Raw genomic sequence first — 15,974 nt, forward strand, 5'->3', positions numbered from 1 at the left:
TCAATCTCCCAAAGTGTAGTTGCGGCCGGCTTTCGGCTTCATCAGACGGCCGCGCAGCAGGCGCCAGCCGAGGTATCCCAGGCCCAGCACCATGGCCCAGCCGAACCAGCCCAGGCCGCCGGACTGCTTGCGCGCCGGCTCGGCTTGCGCCGCATCCATGCCGGCCGTGGTACCGGCGGCGGATGTACCCACCTGCGTGCCGGCGGCGGAAGCGCCGGCCGCGGCCGGGTCCACCGGGCCCAGCGAGCCGATGTCGGCCGGCACATTGCTCGGCACCGGGGCCTGGGCCGGGGCGCGGTTGGCGTGGGCCGGGGCGCTCAGGATGGAGCCCAGCACCGCGCCGGCCGCTGCGGCGCCGGCGGTGGCCAGGCGGCCGTTGCGGTCGTAACCCCGGCTGTCGTAACCGCGGTTGTCGTAGCCGCTGCGGTCGTAGCCCCGGTTGTCATAGCCGCGCTGGTCATACTGCGGCGCCTGCTGGCCGTACTGCGGGCCCTGCTGCGGCTGGCGCGGCATCACCGGGTCCAGCGGCGGCAGGGTGCGCTGCTGCGCTTCGCGGGCGGCGCGCCGGCTGTCCATGGTGCGCAGCGCGTTTTCCTCGGCCTGGCGGCGCGTCATGTCCTGCGACATGGCGGACTGGTTGCGCGTGCCGGCCGCGCTGTCCGGGGCCCGGCGCGCCGAGCCGAAGGAGCCGAACGACGTGTTGCCGCCGCGGCTGGCCGCGCTGTCGTTGCTGCTTTTAGAAGGGTTACTTCTTGCAGCGCTGCTCTTTTGCGACGAGAATCCGCTCTTGAACGAACCGGAGCTCTTGGCCGGGCGCGTATCGGCATACGCGCCGTTCATGGCCAGCGTCATCGACAAAACCAGCGCTATCGTAGTGCGGAGAGACTTCTTCATTGCCCCAACCTCAAAGTTGAATGAATAACAGCATAATGTCCGTGCCTGACAAATGCATCGGTAAAAAAGGACCTGCTTCACCATGACCCGCAAATACTCTGATATGAATCAACACGACGCGCTCTATACCGTGGCACGGGCGTATCCCGGCGGAATAGAGGCATTGTCGCAATGCATGGGTATTTCCGTGAACGTATTACGTAACAAATTGTCACCCACGATTGCCTCGCACTATCCCTCGTTCGAGGAGGTGTCGGCCATCATAGAACTGTGCCAGAAAGCGGGGGTGAAGGACGCGCTGCTGCCCCTGCACGCCCTGCTGACCCGGCACGGCATGGCCGCCTTCGTGGTGCCGCTGCCGGAGCAGGTGGCGAAGGATGACCTGTCGCAAACCGTGTGCCGGGTGATGAGCCAGGTGGGCGACGTGGCGGAAGCCGTTTCACAATCTTTACTTGATGGCAAGATTACACCATCCGAGGCCGATCTCATAGAGCGCGAGTTCCACGACGCGCTGTCGGCGCTGGGCGAATGGCGGGCACGCATCCGCAACCTGGCGGGCAGCAAATAACGCAGGCGAAAAAAAGAGCCGACTGGGAGGGCCGGCTCAAAGAACTATTTTTAATTGGGAAAAGAAAAAATAGTCGGGAACTTTTGACTGGCTCCACTTTATGAAAAGCGGAGCCGGCCTGCCATCGGAATGTGACGAACTGCATAATTCGCGGGCTGGACGTGCGAAATTCCGGCCTGAAATGCAGAGTTCCCGCTATGGATCAGCGCTCCTTGCTGCGTTCCTCACGCTGGCGGCGGCCGCCACCTTCTTCGCGCTGCTGCTGCTGCTGCGGCGGCGGCGCCTGCATCTGTGGCCGGGGCGCTGGCTGCGCTTGCGGCGGCGGGGCCTGGTGCTGGGGCGGGGCCTGGTGCTGCGGTTGCGGTTGCGGTTGCGGTTGCGGCTGTGGCTGCGCCTGCGGCGGCGGGGCGCGGAAGGCCGGCGCTTCCCGGGCCTCCCGATGCTCGCGCTGCACCCGTTCGCGCTGCTCCCGTCCGCGCTGCTCGGCGCCTTCATCGCGCTGGCGGAACTGCGCGCCGGGCTGCGGCGCGGCTTGCGCCGGCTGCGCGAAGGGATGCTGGGCCGGCGGCTGCGGCACCGCTTGCTGCGGCTGCGGCTGCGGCTGCGGCTGCGGTTGTGGTTGCGGCTGGATCGCCTGGCGGTTCCAGCGCTGGCCCGCTTCGCGGCGCTCGCGTTCATCGTTCTGGTCCCGTTCGCGCAGCAGGCGGGAACGGCGCTCGTCGTCTCCGTTGCGGCCGTCGGCCTGCGGACGCTGGGTGGCCAGCGGCGCGGCAGGTGCGGCAGCTGCCGGCTGGGCGAACGGCGTGGCAGGCGCTTGCATCGGCACCCGGTTCACACTGTCGCGATTATCCCGGGTCAGACCCTGGCTGATGCTGTTCCTGGGCTGGCGCTCGAAGCCGTCGCCCCGGTCGCGCCGGGTTTCGATGACGCGGCCGGGCGTCACCGCGCCGGGCGACATGCGCGTGAGCGGCAGCGGCGCGGTGGACAGCGGCACGTTGCGTGCGTCGTTCGGCGCCAGCGATAGGCGCGGCGCCTTGCCGACGTTGACGGTGCGGCGGGCGTCGAACTGTTCGCGCGGCAAGACGGTCACGCCCTCGCGGCGCACTTCGCGCTGCGGCTTCCAGCGCACGCTGTTCTGGTGGTTCCAGCCGACGCGGCGCTCATAGTCCGCCGACACCCGGTAGTAGGGCACGAAGCGGTCGCGCGGCGTGAGCGGATACCAGCCGATGCCGGGGCCGTTGTAGCGGTTGGCGAACGCAACGCTCCAGTTGCTGCCGCCCACCCAGCCCACCAGCGCCGGCGCCCACACCGGGCGCGAGCTGAAACGGCCCGGCGCCCAGTACCAGCGCGTGTCCAACATCACCCAGCGGCCGTAGTGCGAAGGAGCGTAGCCCCACGGCGCGTCGTCCACCCAGGTCCAGCCCCACGGGTCCAGCCAGGTCCAGCGGCCGTCGCGGTAGGGCGCCCAGCCCAGCGGCACCGAGCGGGGCGACCACAGCGGGCCGTATTCGTCGCTTTCGCGCCAGCTGCCGTACTGGTCCAGCTCTTCGTAGCCCGTGACGTCGGCCGTGACGTAGCGCAGCGACTGGGAGTTTTCGTCGCGCTTGTCGCGCGCAATCACCCAGTCGTCGAAACGGTCGCGTTGCGCCTGGCCGGTGCTGATCCGGTCGCCCTGCACCACGGCGCGCTTGCCGGCGCGCAGGGTCAGGGCGGTGCCGCCGCCGTCCACGCTGGCCGCGCCCAGCAGCACGGACACCACGCTGGTGTCCGGCTGGCGCTCGCTGTCCACCCGCACCAGGCCCGGTTCCAGCAGGGTGACGCGGGCTTGCGGCGTGCTCAGTTCGAAGTCGTCCAGCATTTCGCCGCTGCGCAGGCGCACGCTGGCGCTGCCGTAGTTCAGGCGCAGGCGCAGGCTGTTGTCGTCCAGCGATTCCACTTCCAGGCTGGAGTCGCCGTCCAGGCGGATGGCAGCCGAGCCGATGCGGAATTCCAGCCGCGAGCCGGGCGCGGCGGTGATGCGGGTGCCGCTGGCCACCGGCCAGTTCAGCAGGCTGCCGCTGGCTTCCTCGCCGTCGGCCTCGACCGTGACCTGGCCCTCGGCGCTGGAAATGCGGCCGACGCGCGCAGGCGGATCGTCGTCGGCCAGCGCCAGCGTGCTGGCGGCGACCAGCGCGGTCAACAGGATCAAATGTGCAAGTTTGCGGCCCATGGCGGCACTCCAGTGTGAGATAGGACTATTTAACGCCGCATTTGCGTTTCAGGCGATGGCGGTTACAAATCTTTTCACATAGTAGAACGCAGCGCTCGGACGCGACCAGGCGCGATCAGGCGTGCGCGCCGCCGCGCTTGACGAAGAACAGGGCCGCGCCCACCGCCATCAGCAGCCCGCCGAACACGCGGTTCTGGCGCTTGACGGCGCGCGCGTCGCGGAAAAAGCGCTGCATGGAAGCGGCCAGGAAGGCGTAGCTGTGCATGACCACCAGGTCGATGGTGCACATGGTGGCGGCCAGGATCAGCAGTTGCGGCAGCAAGGGGTGGTCCTGGGCGATGAACTGCGGCAGCACGGCCACCATGAAAATGATGCCCTTGGGATTGGTGGCATTGGTGAGGAAGCCGGTCAGCACGCGCTTTTGCAGCGAGGGCAGTTCGGCCTTGGCCACGGCCGCGCCGGCCGGCGCCGCCTGCACCCTGGCGCGCCACTGGCTCAAGCCCAGCCAGATCAGGTACAGCGCGCCCACGGTTTTCACCACGTTGAAGGCCAGTTCCGACGCCAGCAGCAGCGAGCCGACGCCGGCGCCGGCAATGGCCAGCACCAGCAGCAGGCCGGCCTGCAGGCCCAGGATGGTGCCGCTGGCCTTGCGCACGCCGTAGGACAGGCCGTGCGACATGGACAGCACCGCGCCGGAACCGGGCGAGACGGCAATGATGGACGCGGCGATAACAAAAGTGATCCAGGTGCTGAAGGCCATGCTGAGTTCCAGGGCGTGTTTTTTGAGCGGCCATTGTAGCGCGGGCGGCACGCGCCTGCGTGAACACTTGCTTGGCGACAGTTGCTTATGATGTAAGATTAGCGCTGCATCCACTTCTTCTCCCCGCACCATGAAAAAACACGCCTCCGCCCCCCTGTCCGCCGCTGTCCGGGGAGGCCGCTGAGATGGCCGGCACCAGTCTGCTGGCCCTGATCGACGACATCACGACCATCCTTGATGACGTGGCCGCCATGAGCAAAGTCGCCGCCAAGAAAACCGCCGGCGTGCTGGGCGACGACCTGGCCCTGAACGCCCAGCAAGTGGCGGGCGTGAATGCCGACCGCGAGCTGCCGGTGGTGTGGGCGGTGGCGCTCGGTTCCATGAAGAACAAGGCCATTCTGGTGCCGGCCGCGCTGGCCATCAGCGCCTTCGCGCCCTGGGCCATCACGCCCTTGCTGATGCTGGGCGGCGCCTACCTGTGCTTCGAGGGCTTCGAGAAGATCGCCCACAAATACCTGCACAGCGAGCATGAGGACGAGCAGCACCATGCCGAGCTGGCGGCCGCCGTGGCCGATCCCTCGGTGGACATGGTGGCGCTGGAAAAGGACAAGATCAAGGGCGCCATCCGCACCGACTTCATCCTGTCGGCCGAGATCATCGTGATCGCGCTGGGCACGGTGGCCGGCGCGCCGTTCTCGCAGCAGGTGGCGGTGCTGGCCGGCATTGCCGTAGCCATGACGGTGGGCGTGTACGGTATCGTGGCGGCCATCGTCAAGATGGACGACGCCGGCCTGTACCTGGCGCAGCGCCCCGGCGCCGGCGCCTTCACCCAGGGACTGGGCCGCTTCCTGCTGGCGGCGGCGCCCAAGCTGATGAAATTCCTGTCGGTGGCCGGCACGCTGGCCATGTTCATGGTGGGCGGCGGCATCCTGACGCACGGCATCCCCGCCGCGCACGACGTGATCCACCACGCGGCCGAGTTCATGGGCTCCCTGCCCGGCGCGGGCGCCGTGCTGCAGGCGGTCACGCCCTCCCTGCTGGACGCCGTGGCCGGGGTGATCGCCGGCGCGCTGGTGCTGGTGGGGGTGACGGCGGCAGGCCGTTTCTTGCGCTTATTCAAACGCTCGCACTGATTATTCTGGTTTGATAGCAATTCGGGCGCCGGCCGGCGCCCGGCCACACTTGGAGAGAGCATGAACAAGATCACGCCGCAACGCCCCACCGCCGCCTTCGTGGGCGCCTCGTGGGCAGCCCTGCTGGTGGGCGCCGTCACCTATCTGGCCGGACTGTGGAACGCCACCATGCAGCTCAACGAGAAGGGCTATTACTTCACGCTGCTGGCCTACGGCCTGTTTGCCGCCGTGTCGCTGCAAAAGTCGGTGCGCGACCGCATGGAAGGGATCGCGGTCACCAATATGTATTTCGCGCTGTGCTGGATGTCGCTGCTGCTGGCCTTGCTGCTGCTGTCGGTGGGCCTGTGGAACGCCACCCTGGCGCCCAGCGAAAAGGGCTTTTATGCCATGTCGTTCGTGCTGAGCCTGTTTGCCGCCGTGGCAGTGCAGAAGAACGTGCGCGACAACACCGGCAACAAGGAAGCGCCGCAGTCCGGCGAGGCCTGAACGCGCCCTGCGGCTAGCCGGCGGCTTGCGCGGCCGGCTTTGCTTTCTTCTTCTTCCGCGCCGGCAGCGGCAGTGCCGCCGCCGTGCGCCGCGCCAGTTCCGTGAGCCATTCACGGTCGTCCCAGCACTCCCCCGGTATCAGAAACCACGGCTTGGCCTGCGGGTAGGGCTGCGCCTCGCGCGGCTCGCCTATCCAGGCGCGGCTGGCCGCCACCGGCTTGACGAAGAGCTGGTCGTCGCACACCAGCGCGAACATCTTGCCGTCGCAATAGATGGCGTACTCGCCGAACATTTTTCGCGCGGCCAGCGCCCCCGCCCCCGCCATCTGGTCCACCAAAAAATCCACCGTGCCCTGTTGCGATGCCATTGCCGCCTCCTTTTTCTTTCGCTATCCTAGCCTACGCCTGAACTTTTTTCCCGCGCGCCGGTCACACCCTGGGAGCGCAAGGAGACGACGATGACAGACATGCAGAAGCGGTTGCAACTGGCGATGTCCGCAGCGCACATGGCGATCTGGGATTCCACTGTTGAAAACGGCAACATCGCCGACGGCACGGTGCACTGGTCGGCCGACGGCGCTGTACTGCTTGGCTTGCCGGAACGCCCCTGCGAGCAGCCATTCCGGACCTTCCTGGAGTACGTCCATCCGGACGACCGCGGCGCATTGTTCGAGCGCATGCAAGGCGCCGTGGCGCGCTGCGCCGACTACGAACTGGAGTACCGGGTGGTTTGGCAGGACGGCAGCGTGCACTGGCTGGCGGCCAAGGCCCATGCCAACTGCAACGAACAGGGCGTGCCGGAGCGCACGCTGGGCATCGTGTGGGACATCACCGCCCGCAAGCAGCAGGAGCTGGAGACCGCCGAGCAGAAGGAGCTGGCCGAGGTGACGCTGGCCTGCATCGCCGACGGCGTGGCCACCACCGATGCGCAGGGCAACACGCGCTACCTGAACCGCGTGGCCGAGCAGCTGACCGGCTGGAGCCAGGAGACGGCGCGCGGCCTGCCGATCGAGCAGACGCTTAAACTGGTCTACGAGCAGCCGGAAAGCCGGCTGCCGCCGGCCATGCGCACCGCGCCGGAGGCCAGCACCGAGCACGTGGCCATGCGCTGCCTGCGCCTGCGCCAGTCCATCGGCGTGAGCGACGGCACCCAGCTGGTCACGCGCGACGGCCGCCACATCGCCATCGAGGATTCGGCCGCGCCGATCTGGTCCGGCGAGGGCGACATGCTGGGCACGGTGGTAGTGTTCCGCGACGTGAGCCATGAACGCAAGCTGGCCCAGCAGCTGACCTGGTACGCCAGCCACGATACGCTTACCGGCCTGATGAACCGGCGCGAGTTCGAGCACCAGATTGCCGCCGCGCTGCACTCGGCCAAGCACGAGGGCCATCAGCACGCGCTGCTGTACATCGACCTGGACCAGTTCAAGGTGGTCAACGACACCTGCGGCCACAGCGCCGGCGACGTGCTGCTGCAGCTGCTGGCCAAGATGCTGCAGACGCAGATGCGCGACAGCGACGTGCTGGCCCGGCTGGGGGGTGACGAGCTGGGCGTGCTGTTGCCGCACTGTCCGCCCGACCAGGCGGCGCTGATCGCCGACCAGCTGCGCCAGTCGATCAAGAGTTTCCGCTTCGTGTGGGACAGCCGCAGCTTCGAGATCGGCGCCAGCATCGGCCTGGTGGAGATCAACCACGACAGCAAGTCCATGACGGAGCTGCTGATGGCGGCCGACCAGGCGTGCTACCTGGCCAAGGAACAGGGCCGCAACCGGGTGCACCAGTACATGGAGTCCGACATGAAGCTGGCGCAGCGGCAGGGCGAGATGCAGTGGGTGTCGCGCCTGAACGAAGCGTTCGAGAACAATTACTTCCGCCTGTACGCGCTACCCATCGTCCACCTCGGCGCCCAGCAGGAGGAGCACGACGAAGTGCTGATACGCATCCAGAACAGCAAGGGCGACCTGATCCTGCCAGGCGCCTTCATCCCGGCCGCCGAACGCTACGACCTGATGGTGGCGATCGACCGCTGGGTGATCCGCTCGGTGTGCGACTATGTGCACCGCGAGCGCGCCGCGCAGCCCGGCAGCCAGGGCGGCGCGGCCGCGATGTACTCGGTGAACCTGTCGGGCACTTCGCTCAACGACGAGGGCCTGCACGACTACATCCTGCAGCAATTCGCCGAATTCGGCATCGATCCCACCCAGATCTGCTTCGAGGTGACGGAAACGGCCGCCATCGCCAACCTGCCCAAGGCACAGACTTTCATGGCGCGCCTGAAGGCGCTGGGCTGCAGGTTCTCGCTGGACGACTTCGGCAGCGGCCTGTCCTCTTTCGCCTATCTGAAGGCGCTGCCGGTGGATTACCTGAAGATAGACGGCATGTTCATCCGCGACATCAAGAGCAACGCCATCAGCTGCGCACTGGTGAAAGCCATCAACGAAGTGGGTCACGTGATGGGCATGCGCACCGTGGCCGAGTATGTGGAGGACGATGAAACCCTGGCCCTGGTGCGCGGCCTGGGCGTGGACTATGCGCAGGGCCACGCGGTCGGTACGCTGCGGCCCATGCGGCGCAGCGGTAATTAGATCGGATGCGATGTATAATGGGCACTCATTTAAGGAGTTCCCATGGACACCCGCGAACCCGCAGCAGCAACAGCAGCAGCAGCAGCCTCCCCAGCGGCCACCATGCCGCTGGCCGACTACCTGTGCTTTGCCATCTACTCGGCCAACCTGGCGTTCGGCAAGGCCTACAAGCCCATCCTCGACGAACTCGGCCTGACGTACACCCAGTACATCACCATCGTGGCCCTGTCCGAGCAGGACGGCCAGACGGTCAGCGGCCTGGGCGACAAGCTGTTCCTGGAATCGAACACGCTTACGCCCATCCTGAAGAAACTGGAGGCGATGGGCTATCTGACGCGCCAGCGCGCGGCCGCCGACGAGCGCCAGGTGATTGTCCGCCTGACCGAGCAGGGCCAGAACCTCCGGCGCCAGGCCGCCGAAGGCAAGAACCTGTTCCAGGCGTGCGGCCTGTCGGCCGAGGAATTCCCCGCCATGCAGAAAAGCGTGGTGACGCTGCGCGACAACCTGCTGAAATCGCTGCCGCCGAAGTAGGCGGCCCGCGCCGCGCAATCCGGGCATTTTTGATCTACATCAATAAATTTGCCCGCCGCTCTCCTTACACTGGCTGCATGTCTTGCGATAGAGCAAGCAAACCAGCCCGCAGGAGAGATCAGGATGCGCACCAACTTACCCGTCACGAACCACGAAGTCGAGATTTCAGATGACCAGGCCATCGTCTCCAAGACTGACCTGAACGGCAATATTGTCTACGTTAATCCGTATTTCGTGCAGGTCAGCGGCTTCAGCGAACAGGAGCTGATCGGCGCGCCGCAGAACATCGTGCGCCATCCGGACATGCCGCCGCAGGCCTTTGCCGACCTGTGGAGCTCGATCCGCAGCGGCACGCCGTGGACCGGGCTGGTGAAAAACCGCTGCAAGAACGGCGACTACTACTGGGTCAAGGCCAACATCACGCCGATCCGCGAGAACGGCCAGACGCTGGGCTATATGTCGGTGCGCACCAAGGCCGCGCCCGGGCAGGTGCGGGCGGCCGAACAGGCTTACCGCCAGATCCGCGAGAACGGCGCGGCGGCCGGCATCGCCATCAAGAACGGCGAGCTGATCCACCCCGGCGTGGGCAACTGGCTGGCGCGCCTGAGCCACTCCTCGCTGGCGGCCCGCATCTGGGCCTCGACCAGCGGCGTAAACACGCTGCTGCTGTTTGTGTGCCTGGCCAGCCTGTTCGGCGACGGTGCCTCCGCGCTGACCCGCTACACCATCTTCGGCGCCACCTTCGTCGGCCTGCTGGTCAACGTGTTCCTGTGGTACACGCTGCGCACCAGCGTGCTGCAGCCGCTGGGCAAGGCGCTGGACGGCGCGCGCGCCATCGCGGCCGGTGACCTGTCGGGCTCCTTCGACACCCACGCCACCGACGAAGTGGGCCAGCTGCTGCGCGCGCTGCAGCAGATGAACAGCAACCTGATCGCCACCATCCGCGATGTGCGCGTGAACGTGGAAACCATGGCGGTGGCCACGCGCCAGATTGCCGCCGGCAACGCGGACCTGTCCGGCCGCACCGAGGCGCAGGCCGCCAGCCTGGAGGAAACCGCGTCCAGCATCGAGGAATTCGCCTCGACCGTGCGGCAGAACGCCGACAACTCGGTGCAGGCCAATGAGCTGGCGCAGGCTGCTTCCAGCGTGGCGGTGGAGGGTGGCGAGATCGTGGCCGACGTCATCGCCACCATGGACGACATCAACACTTCTTCGCGCAAGATCGTGGACATCATCGGCCTGATTGAAGGCATCGCCTTCCAGACCAACATCCTGGCGCTGAACGCGGCGGTGGAAGCGGCCCGCGCCGGCGAACAGGGACGCGGCTTTGCCGTGGTGGCAGGCGAGGTGCGCAACCTGGCGCAGCGCTCGTCGGTGGCGGCCAAGGACATCAAGCACCTGATCGACGTTTCGGTCAGCAAGGTCAGCGCCGGCATGACGCAGGTGCACCGCGCCGGCGCCACCATGGAGCAGGTGGTGGACTCGGTCAAGCAGGTCACGGCCATCATGCAGGAAATCTCGGTGGCGTCGCGCGAGCAGAGCCTGGGCGTGGACCAGGTCAACCAGGCCATCGCCCACATGGACCAGGTGACGCAGCAGAACGCGGCGCTGGTGGAGGAAGCGGCGGCGGCGGCCAAGAGCCTGGCGGTGGAAGCGGGCGGCCTGACCCAGGCGGTCAGCCTGTTCAAGTTCGGCAAGCGTACTCTGCCCCAGCAGGCGGCGCGGGTGAGCCCGCTGCGCGGCGGCAAGGACAGCGGCAAACACGGCAGCAAGCACGGCGGCGCCAAGCGCCTGGCCGCATGAAAGCGGTGACGACCATGAACCATGACGACTCCAGCCCCATCGGCATCCCGGCAGCGGCCGCGCCGCTGCGCTTCGACGCGGCCACCATCGGCCGCCTGAGCACCTCCGGCCCGCGCTACACCTCCTATCCGACAGCCGACCGCTTCAGCGCGGACTTCGGCTACGGCAGCTACCTGGAAGCGGTGGCAGGCCTGAAGATGCGCGGCGGCGGCAGGGGCCCGCTGTCGCTGTACGTGCACGTGCCGTTCTGCGATACGGTCTGCTACTACTGCGGCTGCAACAAGATCGTCACCAAGGACCGCAGCAAGGCCGCCACCTACCTGAGCTACCTGAAGCAGGAGATCGGCATGCAGGGCAAGCTGTTCTCCGGCATGAACCAGCTCAGCCAGTTGCACTTCGGCGGCGGCACGCCCACCTACCTGAGCGACCGCCAGATGGAAGAGCTGATGGCGCACCTGCGCAAGAACTTCGAGTTCGCGCCGGACGAGGAGGGCGAGTACTCGATCGAGATCGATCCGCGCACCGTGTCGCGCGAACGCGTGCACACGCTGCGCGCGCAAGGCTTCAACCGCGTCAGCCTGGGCGTGCAGGACTTCGATCCGGAGGTGCAGAAGGCCGTCAACCGCATCCAGCCGGAAGCGGAAACGCTGGCCGTGATGCAGGCCGCGCGCGACGCCGGCTTCCGCTCCATCAGCATCGACCTGATCTACGGCCTGCCCAAGCAGACCCTGGACACCATGCGCCAGACCATGGCCAAGGTGATCGCCGCCGCGCCGGACCGCATTGCGCTGTACAACTACGCCCATCTGCCGCACCTGTTCAAGCCGCAGCGCCGCATCCTGGATGCGGACCTGCCGCCGGCCGACGTGAAGCTGGACATGCTGGCGCTGTGCATCCGCGAACTGACGTCGGCCGGCTATGTGTACATCGGCATGGACCATTTCGCCAAGCCGGACGACGACCTGGCCGTGGCCCAGCGCCAGGGCCGCCTGCACCGCAACTTCCAGGGCTATTCCACGCATGCGGAAGCGGACCTGGTGGCGGTGGGCGTGTCGGCCATCAGCTCGGTGGGCAATACCTACAGCCAGAACGAGAAGACGCTGGATGCCTATTACGAGAAGCTGGACCAGGGCGTGCTGCCGGTGGCGCGCGGCATCAGGCTCAATACGGACGACCTGCTGCGCCGCATCATCATTCAAAAGCTGATGTGCAGTTTCGAGCTGTCGATCGCCTCCATCGAGATGGCGTATCCGCTGCGCTTCGCGGAGTACTTCGCCGGCGAGCTGGAACAGCTGCGGCCCCTGGAACAGGATGGCCTGGTCACCATGGACGGCGAGTGGCTGTCCGTGACCATGAAGGGCCGCCTGCTGGTGCGTAACATCTGCATGGTGTTCGACCGCTACCTCGGCCTGCCGCGCGCGCAGGAAGCGGACGCGGGGCGCGCGCCCGCAGGCGCAGTGCAGCCGCTGCGCTACTCGAAAACGATCTGAGACTGCCATGGACGGGGTGAATCTGCTGCCGGTGTTCCTGGTCGGCCTGGCCGGCAGCGTACATTGCATCGGCATGTGCGGCGGTATCGTCGGCGCGCTGTCCGCCATGCCGGGCCGCAGCGGCGCAACCCGGCGCGTGGTTCCCATCTTGCCGGCTGCCGCGCCGCTGCCCGCAGCGTGCGCGCCGCAGGCCGCGCTTGCCCCATCGGCGCAGGCCGCCACGCGCATGCTGGCCTACAACGCAGGGCGCATCGGCAGCTACATGCTGGCGGGCGCCATCGCGGGCGGGTTGGCGGGCGGCGCGGCCAGCCTGGCGAGAATCGCTGCCTGGCAAGGCGCCGCCTTCTGGCTGGCCAACCTGATGCTGGTAGCGCTTGGCCTCTACCTGATGAACGCCTGGCGCGGCCTGGCGCGCCTGGAAACGCTGGGCGGCGCGCTGTGGAGGCGCCTGCAGCCGCTGCTGCGTCCCCTGCTGCCGATGGACACGCCGGCCAGGGCACTGGCCCTGGGCAGCCTGTGGGGCTGGGTGCCCTGCGCCATGGTCTACAGCGTGCTGCTGACGGCGGCGCTGAGCGGATCGGCCGCGCGCGGCGCAGCGGTCATGCTGGCCTTCGGCCTGGGCACGCTGCCCATGCTGGCCGCCCTCGGCACGCTGGGCGCGCAACTACGGCAGCTGCTGCAGCGGCGCGCCGTGCGCACCCTGTGCGGCATGCTGGTGCTGGCCTTCGGCGCGCTTGGGCTGCTGCGCGCCAGCGGCGCCGCCGGCCCGCTGCTGCATGCGCTCGGCATGCCCGACGCCACCGCCGCCCACGGCTGGATCGACGCGCTCTGCATCGGAGCCCGGCCATGAGCCACCCGTACATCGCCAGCGCCGGCACCACTGCCGCCACCAACCGCTGCATCGGCGGCATTATCGGTGGCGGCACAGGCACCGGCACGGGCGCCACCTCCAGCGCCAGCGGCACGGCCACTGCGGTAGCCACGCCTGGCGCGCCTTGGACGGCACCGGGCCAGGATGCCGGCCGGGACGCCGGGCAGGTGAACGCACATCCGCAGGACTGCTACCACTGCGGCCTGCCGCTGCCGCGCAGCGCCGGCGAGCGCTGGTCCGCACGCATCGACGGCGTCGAGCACGCCATGTGCTGCCCCGGCTGCGCAGCCGTCGCGCAAGCAATAAGCGACGCCGGCCAGTCCTCCTACTACAGGGAGCGCACCGGCTACGCCGCCACCGCCGCGCAGGCGCAGCTGGTGCCGCCCGAACTGGCCCTGTACGACAATGCCGACCCGCGCTTTTCCGCGCGCGACGGCAGCACGGGCGACGCCGAGGCCACCCTGCTGGTGGAAGGCATCCGCTGCGCCGCCTGCGTGTGGCTGATCGAACGGCGCCTGATGCAGCTGCCCGGCGTGCAGCGCGCCAGCATGAACGTGGCCACCGAGCGCCTGCAGGTACGCTGGAACAAGGACCAGTGCCGCCCCGCCGACATCCTCGGCGCACTGCACGGCATTGGCTACCAGGCCTGGCCCTACGACGCGGCGCGCCACACCAGGCAACTGCAGCAGGCCGGCCGCACCCTGGGCCGCCAGCTGTTCGTGGCCGGCCTGTCGATGATGCAGGTGATGATGTACGTCGCCCCCGCCTACCTGGCCGACGACGGCACCCTGGACGACAGCATGGCCGCGCTGATGCAGTGGGCCAGCCTGCTGCTCACGCTGCCCGCCGTGTGCTATTCCGCCCTGCCCTTCTTCCGCGGCGCCTGGAACAGCTTGCGCGCCCGCGCGCTGGGCATGGACGTGCCGGTAGCGCTGGGCATCACCGCCGCATTCGGCGCCAGCTGCATCGCCACCTGGCGCGGTGCGGGCGATGTCTACTACGACTCCGTCACCATGTTCATCTTCCTGCTGCTGTGCAGCCGCTACCTGGAGCTGGCCGCGCGGCGCAAGGCCAGCGCCGCGCTGGAGCGCATGCAGCATGGCCTGCCGGCCTCCGCCTCGCAGATGCCGGACTGGCCGCTCAAGCGCGATACCAGCACCGTGCCTGCCTCCGCGCTGCGCGCCGGCCATCTCATCCTGGTCAAGCCCGGCGAAACCTTCGCCGCCGACTGCGACATCGTGGAAGGCCAGACCTCGGTCGACCTGTCGCTGCTGACCGGCGAGAGCGCGCCCCAGCACGTGGCGGCCGGCGCGGGCGTGCCGGGCGGCGCCATCAATGCCAGCAACGCGGTGGTGGCGCGCGTGAGCAAGCCAGCCAGCGACAGCACGCTGTCCGGCCTGCTCAAGCTCATCGAAAGCGCCGGCACGGACAAGCCGCAGATCGCGCAATGGGCCGACCGCGCCGCGTCGCGCTTCGTGGCCGGCCTGCTGCTGTTCGCGCTGGCCACGTTCGCGTGGTGGAGCTGGCACGACGCGGCACGCGCCTGGCCGGTGGCGATCGCCGTGCTGGTGGTGTCCTGCCCCTGCGCGCTGTCGCTCGCCATGCCGTCCGCCCTGGCCGCCGTCACCGACCGGCTGCTCGGCCAAGGCGTCCTGATCGTGCGCCCGCACGTGCTGGAAACGCTGCACCGCGCCACCCACGTGGTGTTCGACAAGACCGGCACGCTGACACAGGGCAGGCCGGCGGTGCAGCGCGTCGATGCGCTGGGGCAGACGGCTGCCAGCGCCGCCCTGCAAGTGGCGGCCGCGCTGGAAGCGAACAGCCTGCACCCGATCGGCCGCGCCATCCTGGCGGCGGCGGGCGAGGCGGCAGTGATGGCGCGCTGGAACGCCGCCGGCGTGCGCGAGGTGCCGGGCCAGGGCCTGGAAGGCACCGTACAGGGCACCCTCTATCGCCTGGGCAGCGCCACTTTCGTGGCCGGCATCGCCGGCACGGCCTGCATGGATGAAGTGGGCGGGTGCGGCAGGCTGGCAGGAATGGCAGACCTGGCCGGCGAAGGCACACCGGTGTATCTCGGCTGCGGCGGCGAATGGATCGCGCGCTTCCTGCTGTGCGACGCGCTGCGGCCCGACGCGCAGGCGACTGTGGACTACTTCCGCGCGCAGGGCAAGCAGCTGGTGCTGCTCAGCGGCGACGATGACGCGCTCACGCAGCAGGTGGCGCGCAGCCTGGGCATCGACGCGGCCAGCGGCGAATTCCTGCCGCAGCAAAAATTGGCATTCGTGCAGGATTTGCAGCGCGAGGGCGCGGTGGTGGCGATGGTGGGCGACGGCATCAATGACGCCGCCGTCCTCAGCGCGGCCGATGTGTCTTTTGCCATGGGCAGCGGCGCCGCGCTGGCGCAAGCCCACGCGGACACGGTGCTGATGAATGGCCAGCTGGGCGCCGTGGCCGACACCGCGCGCGCCGCCGCGCACACCATGGCCGTGATCCGCCAGAACCTGGCCTGGGCCACGCTGTACAACATCACCGCCATCCCGGCCGCCGCGCTGGGCTATCTGAATCCCTGGCTGTCCGGCGCCGGCATGGCGCTCAGTTCAGCGGTGGTGGTGATCAACGCGCTGCGCCTGCGCAGAGGATAAAAC

13 protein-coding genes are annotated in these 15,974 nt (G+C 68.2%); 9 read left to right on the forward strand and 4 right to left on the reverse strand.

The window, feature by feature from the left end:
- Positions 1 to 894, reverse strand: a complete 894-nt coding sequence (locus ASC94_RS21325; protein WP_157201542.1) for a hypothetical protein — start codon at positions 892 to 894, stop codon at positions 1 to 3.
- Positions 895 to 976: 82 nt separating this feature from the next.
- On the opposite strand from ASC94_RS21325, the gene ASC94_RS21330 reads away from it, so the two are divergent.
- Complete coding sequence (locus ASC94_RS21330; RefSeq protein ID WP_056400245.1) at positions 977 to 1,462, forward strand: phage regulatory CII family protein; 486 nt, start codon at positions 977 to 979, stop codon at positions 1,460 to 1,462.
- A gap of 202 nt (positions 1,463 to 1,664) precedes the next feature.
- Here the strand turns inward: ASC94_RS21330 and ASC94_RS21335 are convergent, their stop codons facing one another.
- Positions 1,665 to 3,671: a DUF6600 domain-containing protein gene (locus ASC94_RS21335; RefSeq protein WP_056400250.1), complete on the reverse strand. Its 2,007-nt coding sequence runs from the start codon at positions 3,669 to 3,671 to the stop codon at positions 1,665 to 1,667.
- Positions 3,672 to 3,786: 115 nt separating this feature from the next.
- Positions 3,787 to 4,431 (reverse strand): LysE family transporter, encoded by a 645-nt coding sequence (locus tag ASC94_RS21340; protein ID WP_056400253.1) that lies wholly within the window; start codon positions 4,429 to 4,431, stop codon positions 3,787 to 3,789.
- 185 nt (positions 4,432 to 4,616) lie between these two features.
- Between ASC94_RS21340 and ASC94_RS21345 the strand changes: the two genes are divergently transcribed.
- Together ASC94_RS21345 and yiaA are read left to right on the forward strand one after the other, a co-directional pair.
- Positions 4,617 to 5,564 (forward strand): DUF808 domain-containing protein, encoded by a 948-nt coding sequence (locus ASC94_RS21345; protein ID WP_056400262.1) that lies wholly within the window; start codon positions 4,617 to 4,619, stop codon positions 5,562 to 5,564.
- A 60-nt stretch (positions 5,565 to 5,624) separates the two neighbouring features.
- Positions 5,625 to 6,050, forward strand: a complete 426-nt coding sequence (gene yiaA / locus ASC94_RS21350) for an inner membrane protein YiaA (protein ID WP_056400266.1) — start codon at positions 5,625 to 5,627, stop codon at positions 6,048 to 6,050.
- A 13-nt stretch (positions 6,051 to 6,063) separates the two neighbouring features.
- Here yiaA and ASC94_RS21355 read toward each other — a convergent pair whose 3' ends face one another.
- Entirely contained in the window at positions 6,064 to 6,417 is a 354-nt protein-coding gene (locus tag ASC94_RS21355) for a TfoX/Sxy family protein (protein ID WP_056400269.1), read from the reverse strand.
- 90 nt (positions 6,418 to 6,507) lie between these two features.
- Between ASC94_RS21355 and ASC94_RS21360 the strand changes: the two genes are divergently transcribed.
- The 6 genes from ASC94_RS21360 to ASC94_RS21385 all read left to right on the forward strand — a co-directional run bounded on the left by ASC94_RS21360 (position 6,508) and on the right by ASC94_RS21385 (position 15,971).
- Positions 6,508 to 8,634: an EAL domain-containing protein gene (locus ASC94_RS21360; protein WP_056400273.1), complete on the forward strand. Its 2,127-nt coding sequence runs from the start codon at positions 6,508 to 6,510 to the stop codon at positions 8,632 to 8,634.
- A 102-nt stretch (positions 8,635 to 8,736) separates the two neighbouring features.
- Positions 8,737 to 9,165 (forward strand): MarR family winged helix-turn-helix transcriptional regulator, encoded by a 429-nt coding sequence (locus tag ASC94_RS21365; protein WP_056400276.1) that lies wholly within the window; start codon positions 8,737 to 8,739, stop codon positions 9,163 to 9,165.
- 123 nt (positions 9,166 to 9,288) lie between these two features.
- Complete coding sequence (locus ASC94_RS21370) at positions 9,289 to 10,968, forward strand: PAS domain-containing methyl-accepting chemotaxis protein (RefSeq protein ID WP_056400279.1); 1,680 nt, start codon at positions 9,289 to 9,291, stop codon at positions 10,966 to 10,968.
- A 14-nt stretch (positions 10,969 to 10,982) separates the two neighbouring features.
- Positions 10,983 to 12,458, forward strand: coding sequence for an oxygen-independent coproporphyrinogen III oxidase (gene hemN / locus ASC94_RS21375; RefSeq protein ID WP_056401465.1), 1,476 nt, complete (start codon positions 10,983 to 10,985; stop codon positions 12,456 to 12,458).
- Positions 12,459 to 12,465: 7 nt separating this feature from the next.
- Positions 12,466 to 13,308 (forward strand): sulfite exporter TauE/SafE family protein, encoded by an 843-nt coding sequence (locus tag ASC94_RS21380; RefSeq protein ID WP_056400283.1) that lies wholly within the window; start codon positions 12,466 to 12,468, stop codon positions 13,306 to 13,308.
- Positions 13,305 to 15,971: a heavy metal translocating P-type ATPase gene (locus tag ASC94_RS21385; protein ID WP_082616730.1), complete on the forward strand. Its 2,667-nt coding sequence runs from the start codon at positions 13,305 to 13,307 to the stop codon at positions 15,969 to 15,971. The genes ASC94_RS21380 and ASC94_RS21385 overlap by 4 nt, the downstream gene beginning before the upstream one ends.
- The last annotated feature ends 3 nt before the right edge of the window (positions 15,972 to 15,974 follow it).

The organism is Massilia sp. Root418, assembly GCF_001425265.1.
GTDB lineage: Bacteria > Pseudomonadota > Gammaproteobacteria > Burkholderiales > Burkholderiaceae_D > Rugamonas.

Excerpts from the sequence above, each read along its gene's own strand:
- ASC94_RS21325 (WP_157201542.1), bottom strand. The coding sequence starts at position 894 with ATGAAGAAGTCTCTCCGCACTACGATAGCGCTGGTTTTGTCGATGACG.
- ASC94_RS21330 (WP_056400245.1), top strand. The coding sequence starts at position 977 with ATGACCCGCAAATACTCTGATATGAATCAACACGACGCGCTCTATACC.
- ASC94_RS21335 (WP_056400250.1), bottom strand. The coding sequence starts at position 3,671 with ATGGGCCGCAAACTTGCACATTTGATCCTGTTGACCGCGCTGGTCGCC.
- ASC94_RS21340 (WP_056400253.1), bottom strand. The coding sequence starts at position 4,431 with ATGGCCTTCAGCACCTGGATCACTTTTGTTATCGCCGCGTCCATCATT.
- ASC94_RS21345 (WP_056400262.1), top strand. The coding sequence starts at position 4,617 with ATGGCCGGCACCAGTCTGCTGGCCCTGATCGACGACATCACGACCATC.
- yiaA (WP_056400266.1), top strand. The coding sequence starts at position 5,625 with ATGAACAAGATCACGCCGCAACGCCCCACCGCCGCCTTCGTGGGCGCC.
- ASC94_RS21355 (WP_056400269.1), bottom strand. The coding sequence starts at position 6,417 with ATGGCATCGCAACAGGGCACGGTGGATTTTTTGGTGGACCAGATGGCG.
- ASC94_RS21360 (WP_056400273.1), top strand. The coding sequence starts at position 6,508 with ATGACAGACATGCAGAAGCGGTTGCAACTGGCGATGTCCGCAGCGCAC.
- ASC94_RS21365 (WP_056400276.1), top strand. The coding sequence starts at position 8,737 with ATGCCGCTGGCCGACTACCTGTGCTTTGCCATCTACTCGGCCAACCTG.
- ASC94_RS21370 (WP_056400279.1), top strand. The coding sequence starts at position 9,289 with ATGCGCACCAACTTACCCGTCACGAACCACGAAGTCGAGATTTCAGAT.
- hemN (WP_056401465.1), top strand. The coding sequence starts at position 10,983 with ATGAACCATGACGACTCCAGCCCCATCGGCATCCCGGCAGCGGCCGCG.
- ASC94_RS21380 (WP_056400283.1), top strand. The coding sequence starts at position 12,466 with ATGGACGGGGTGAATCTGCTGCCGGTGTTCCTGGTCGGCCTGGCCGGC.
- ASC94_RS21385 (WP_082616730.1), top strand. The coding sequence starts at position 13,305 with ATGAGCCACCCGTACATCGCCAGCGCCGGCACCACTGCCGCCACCAAC.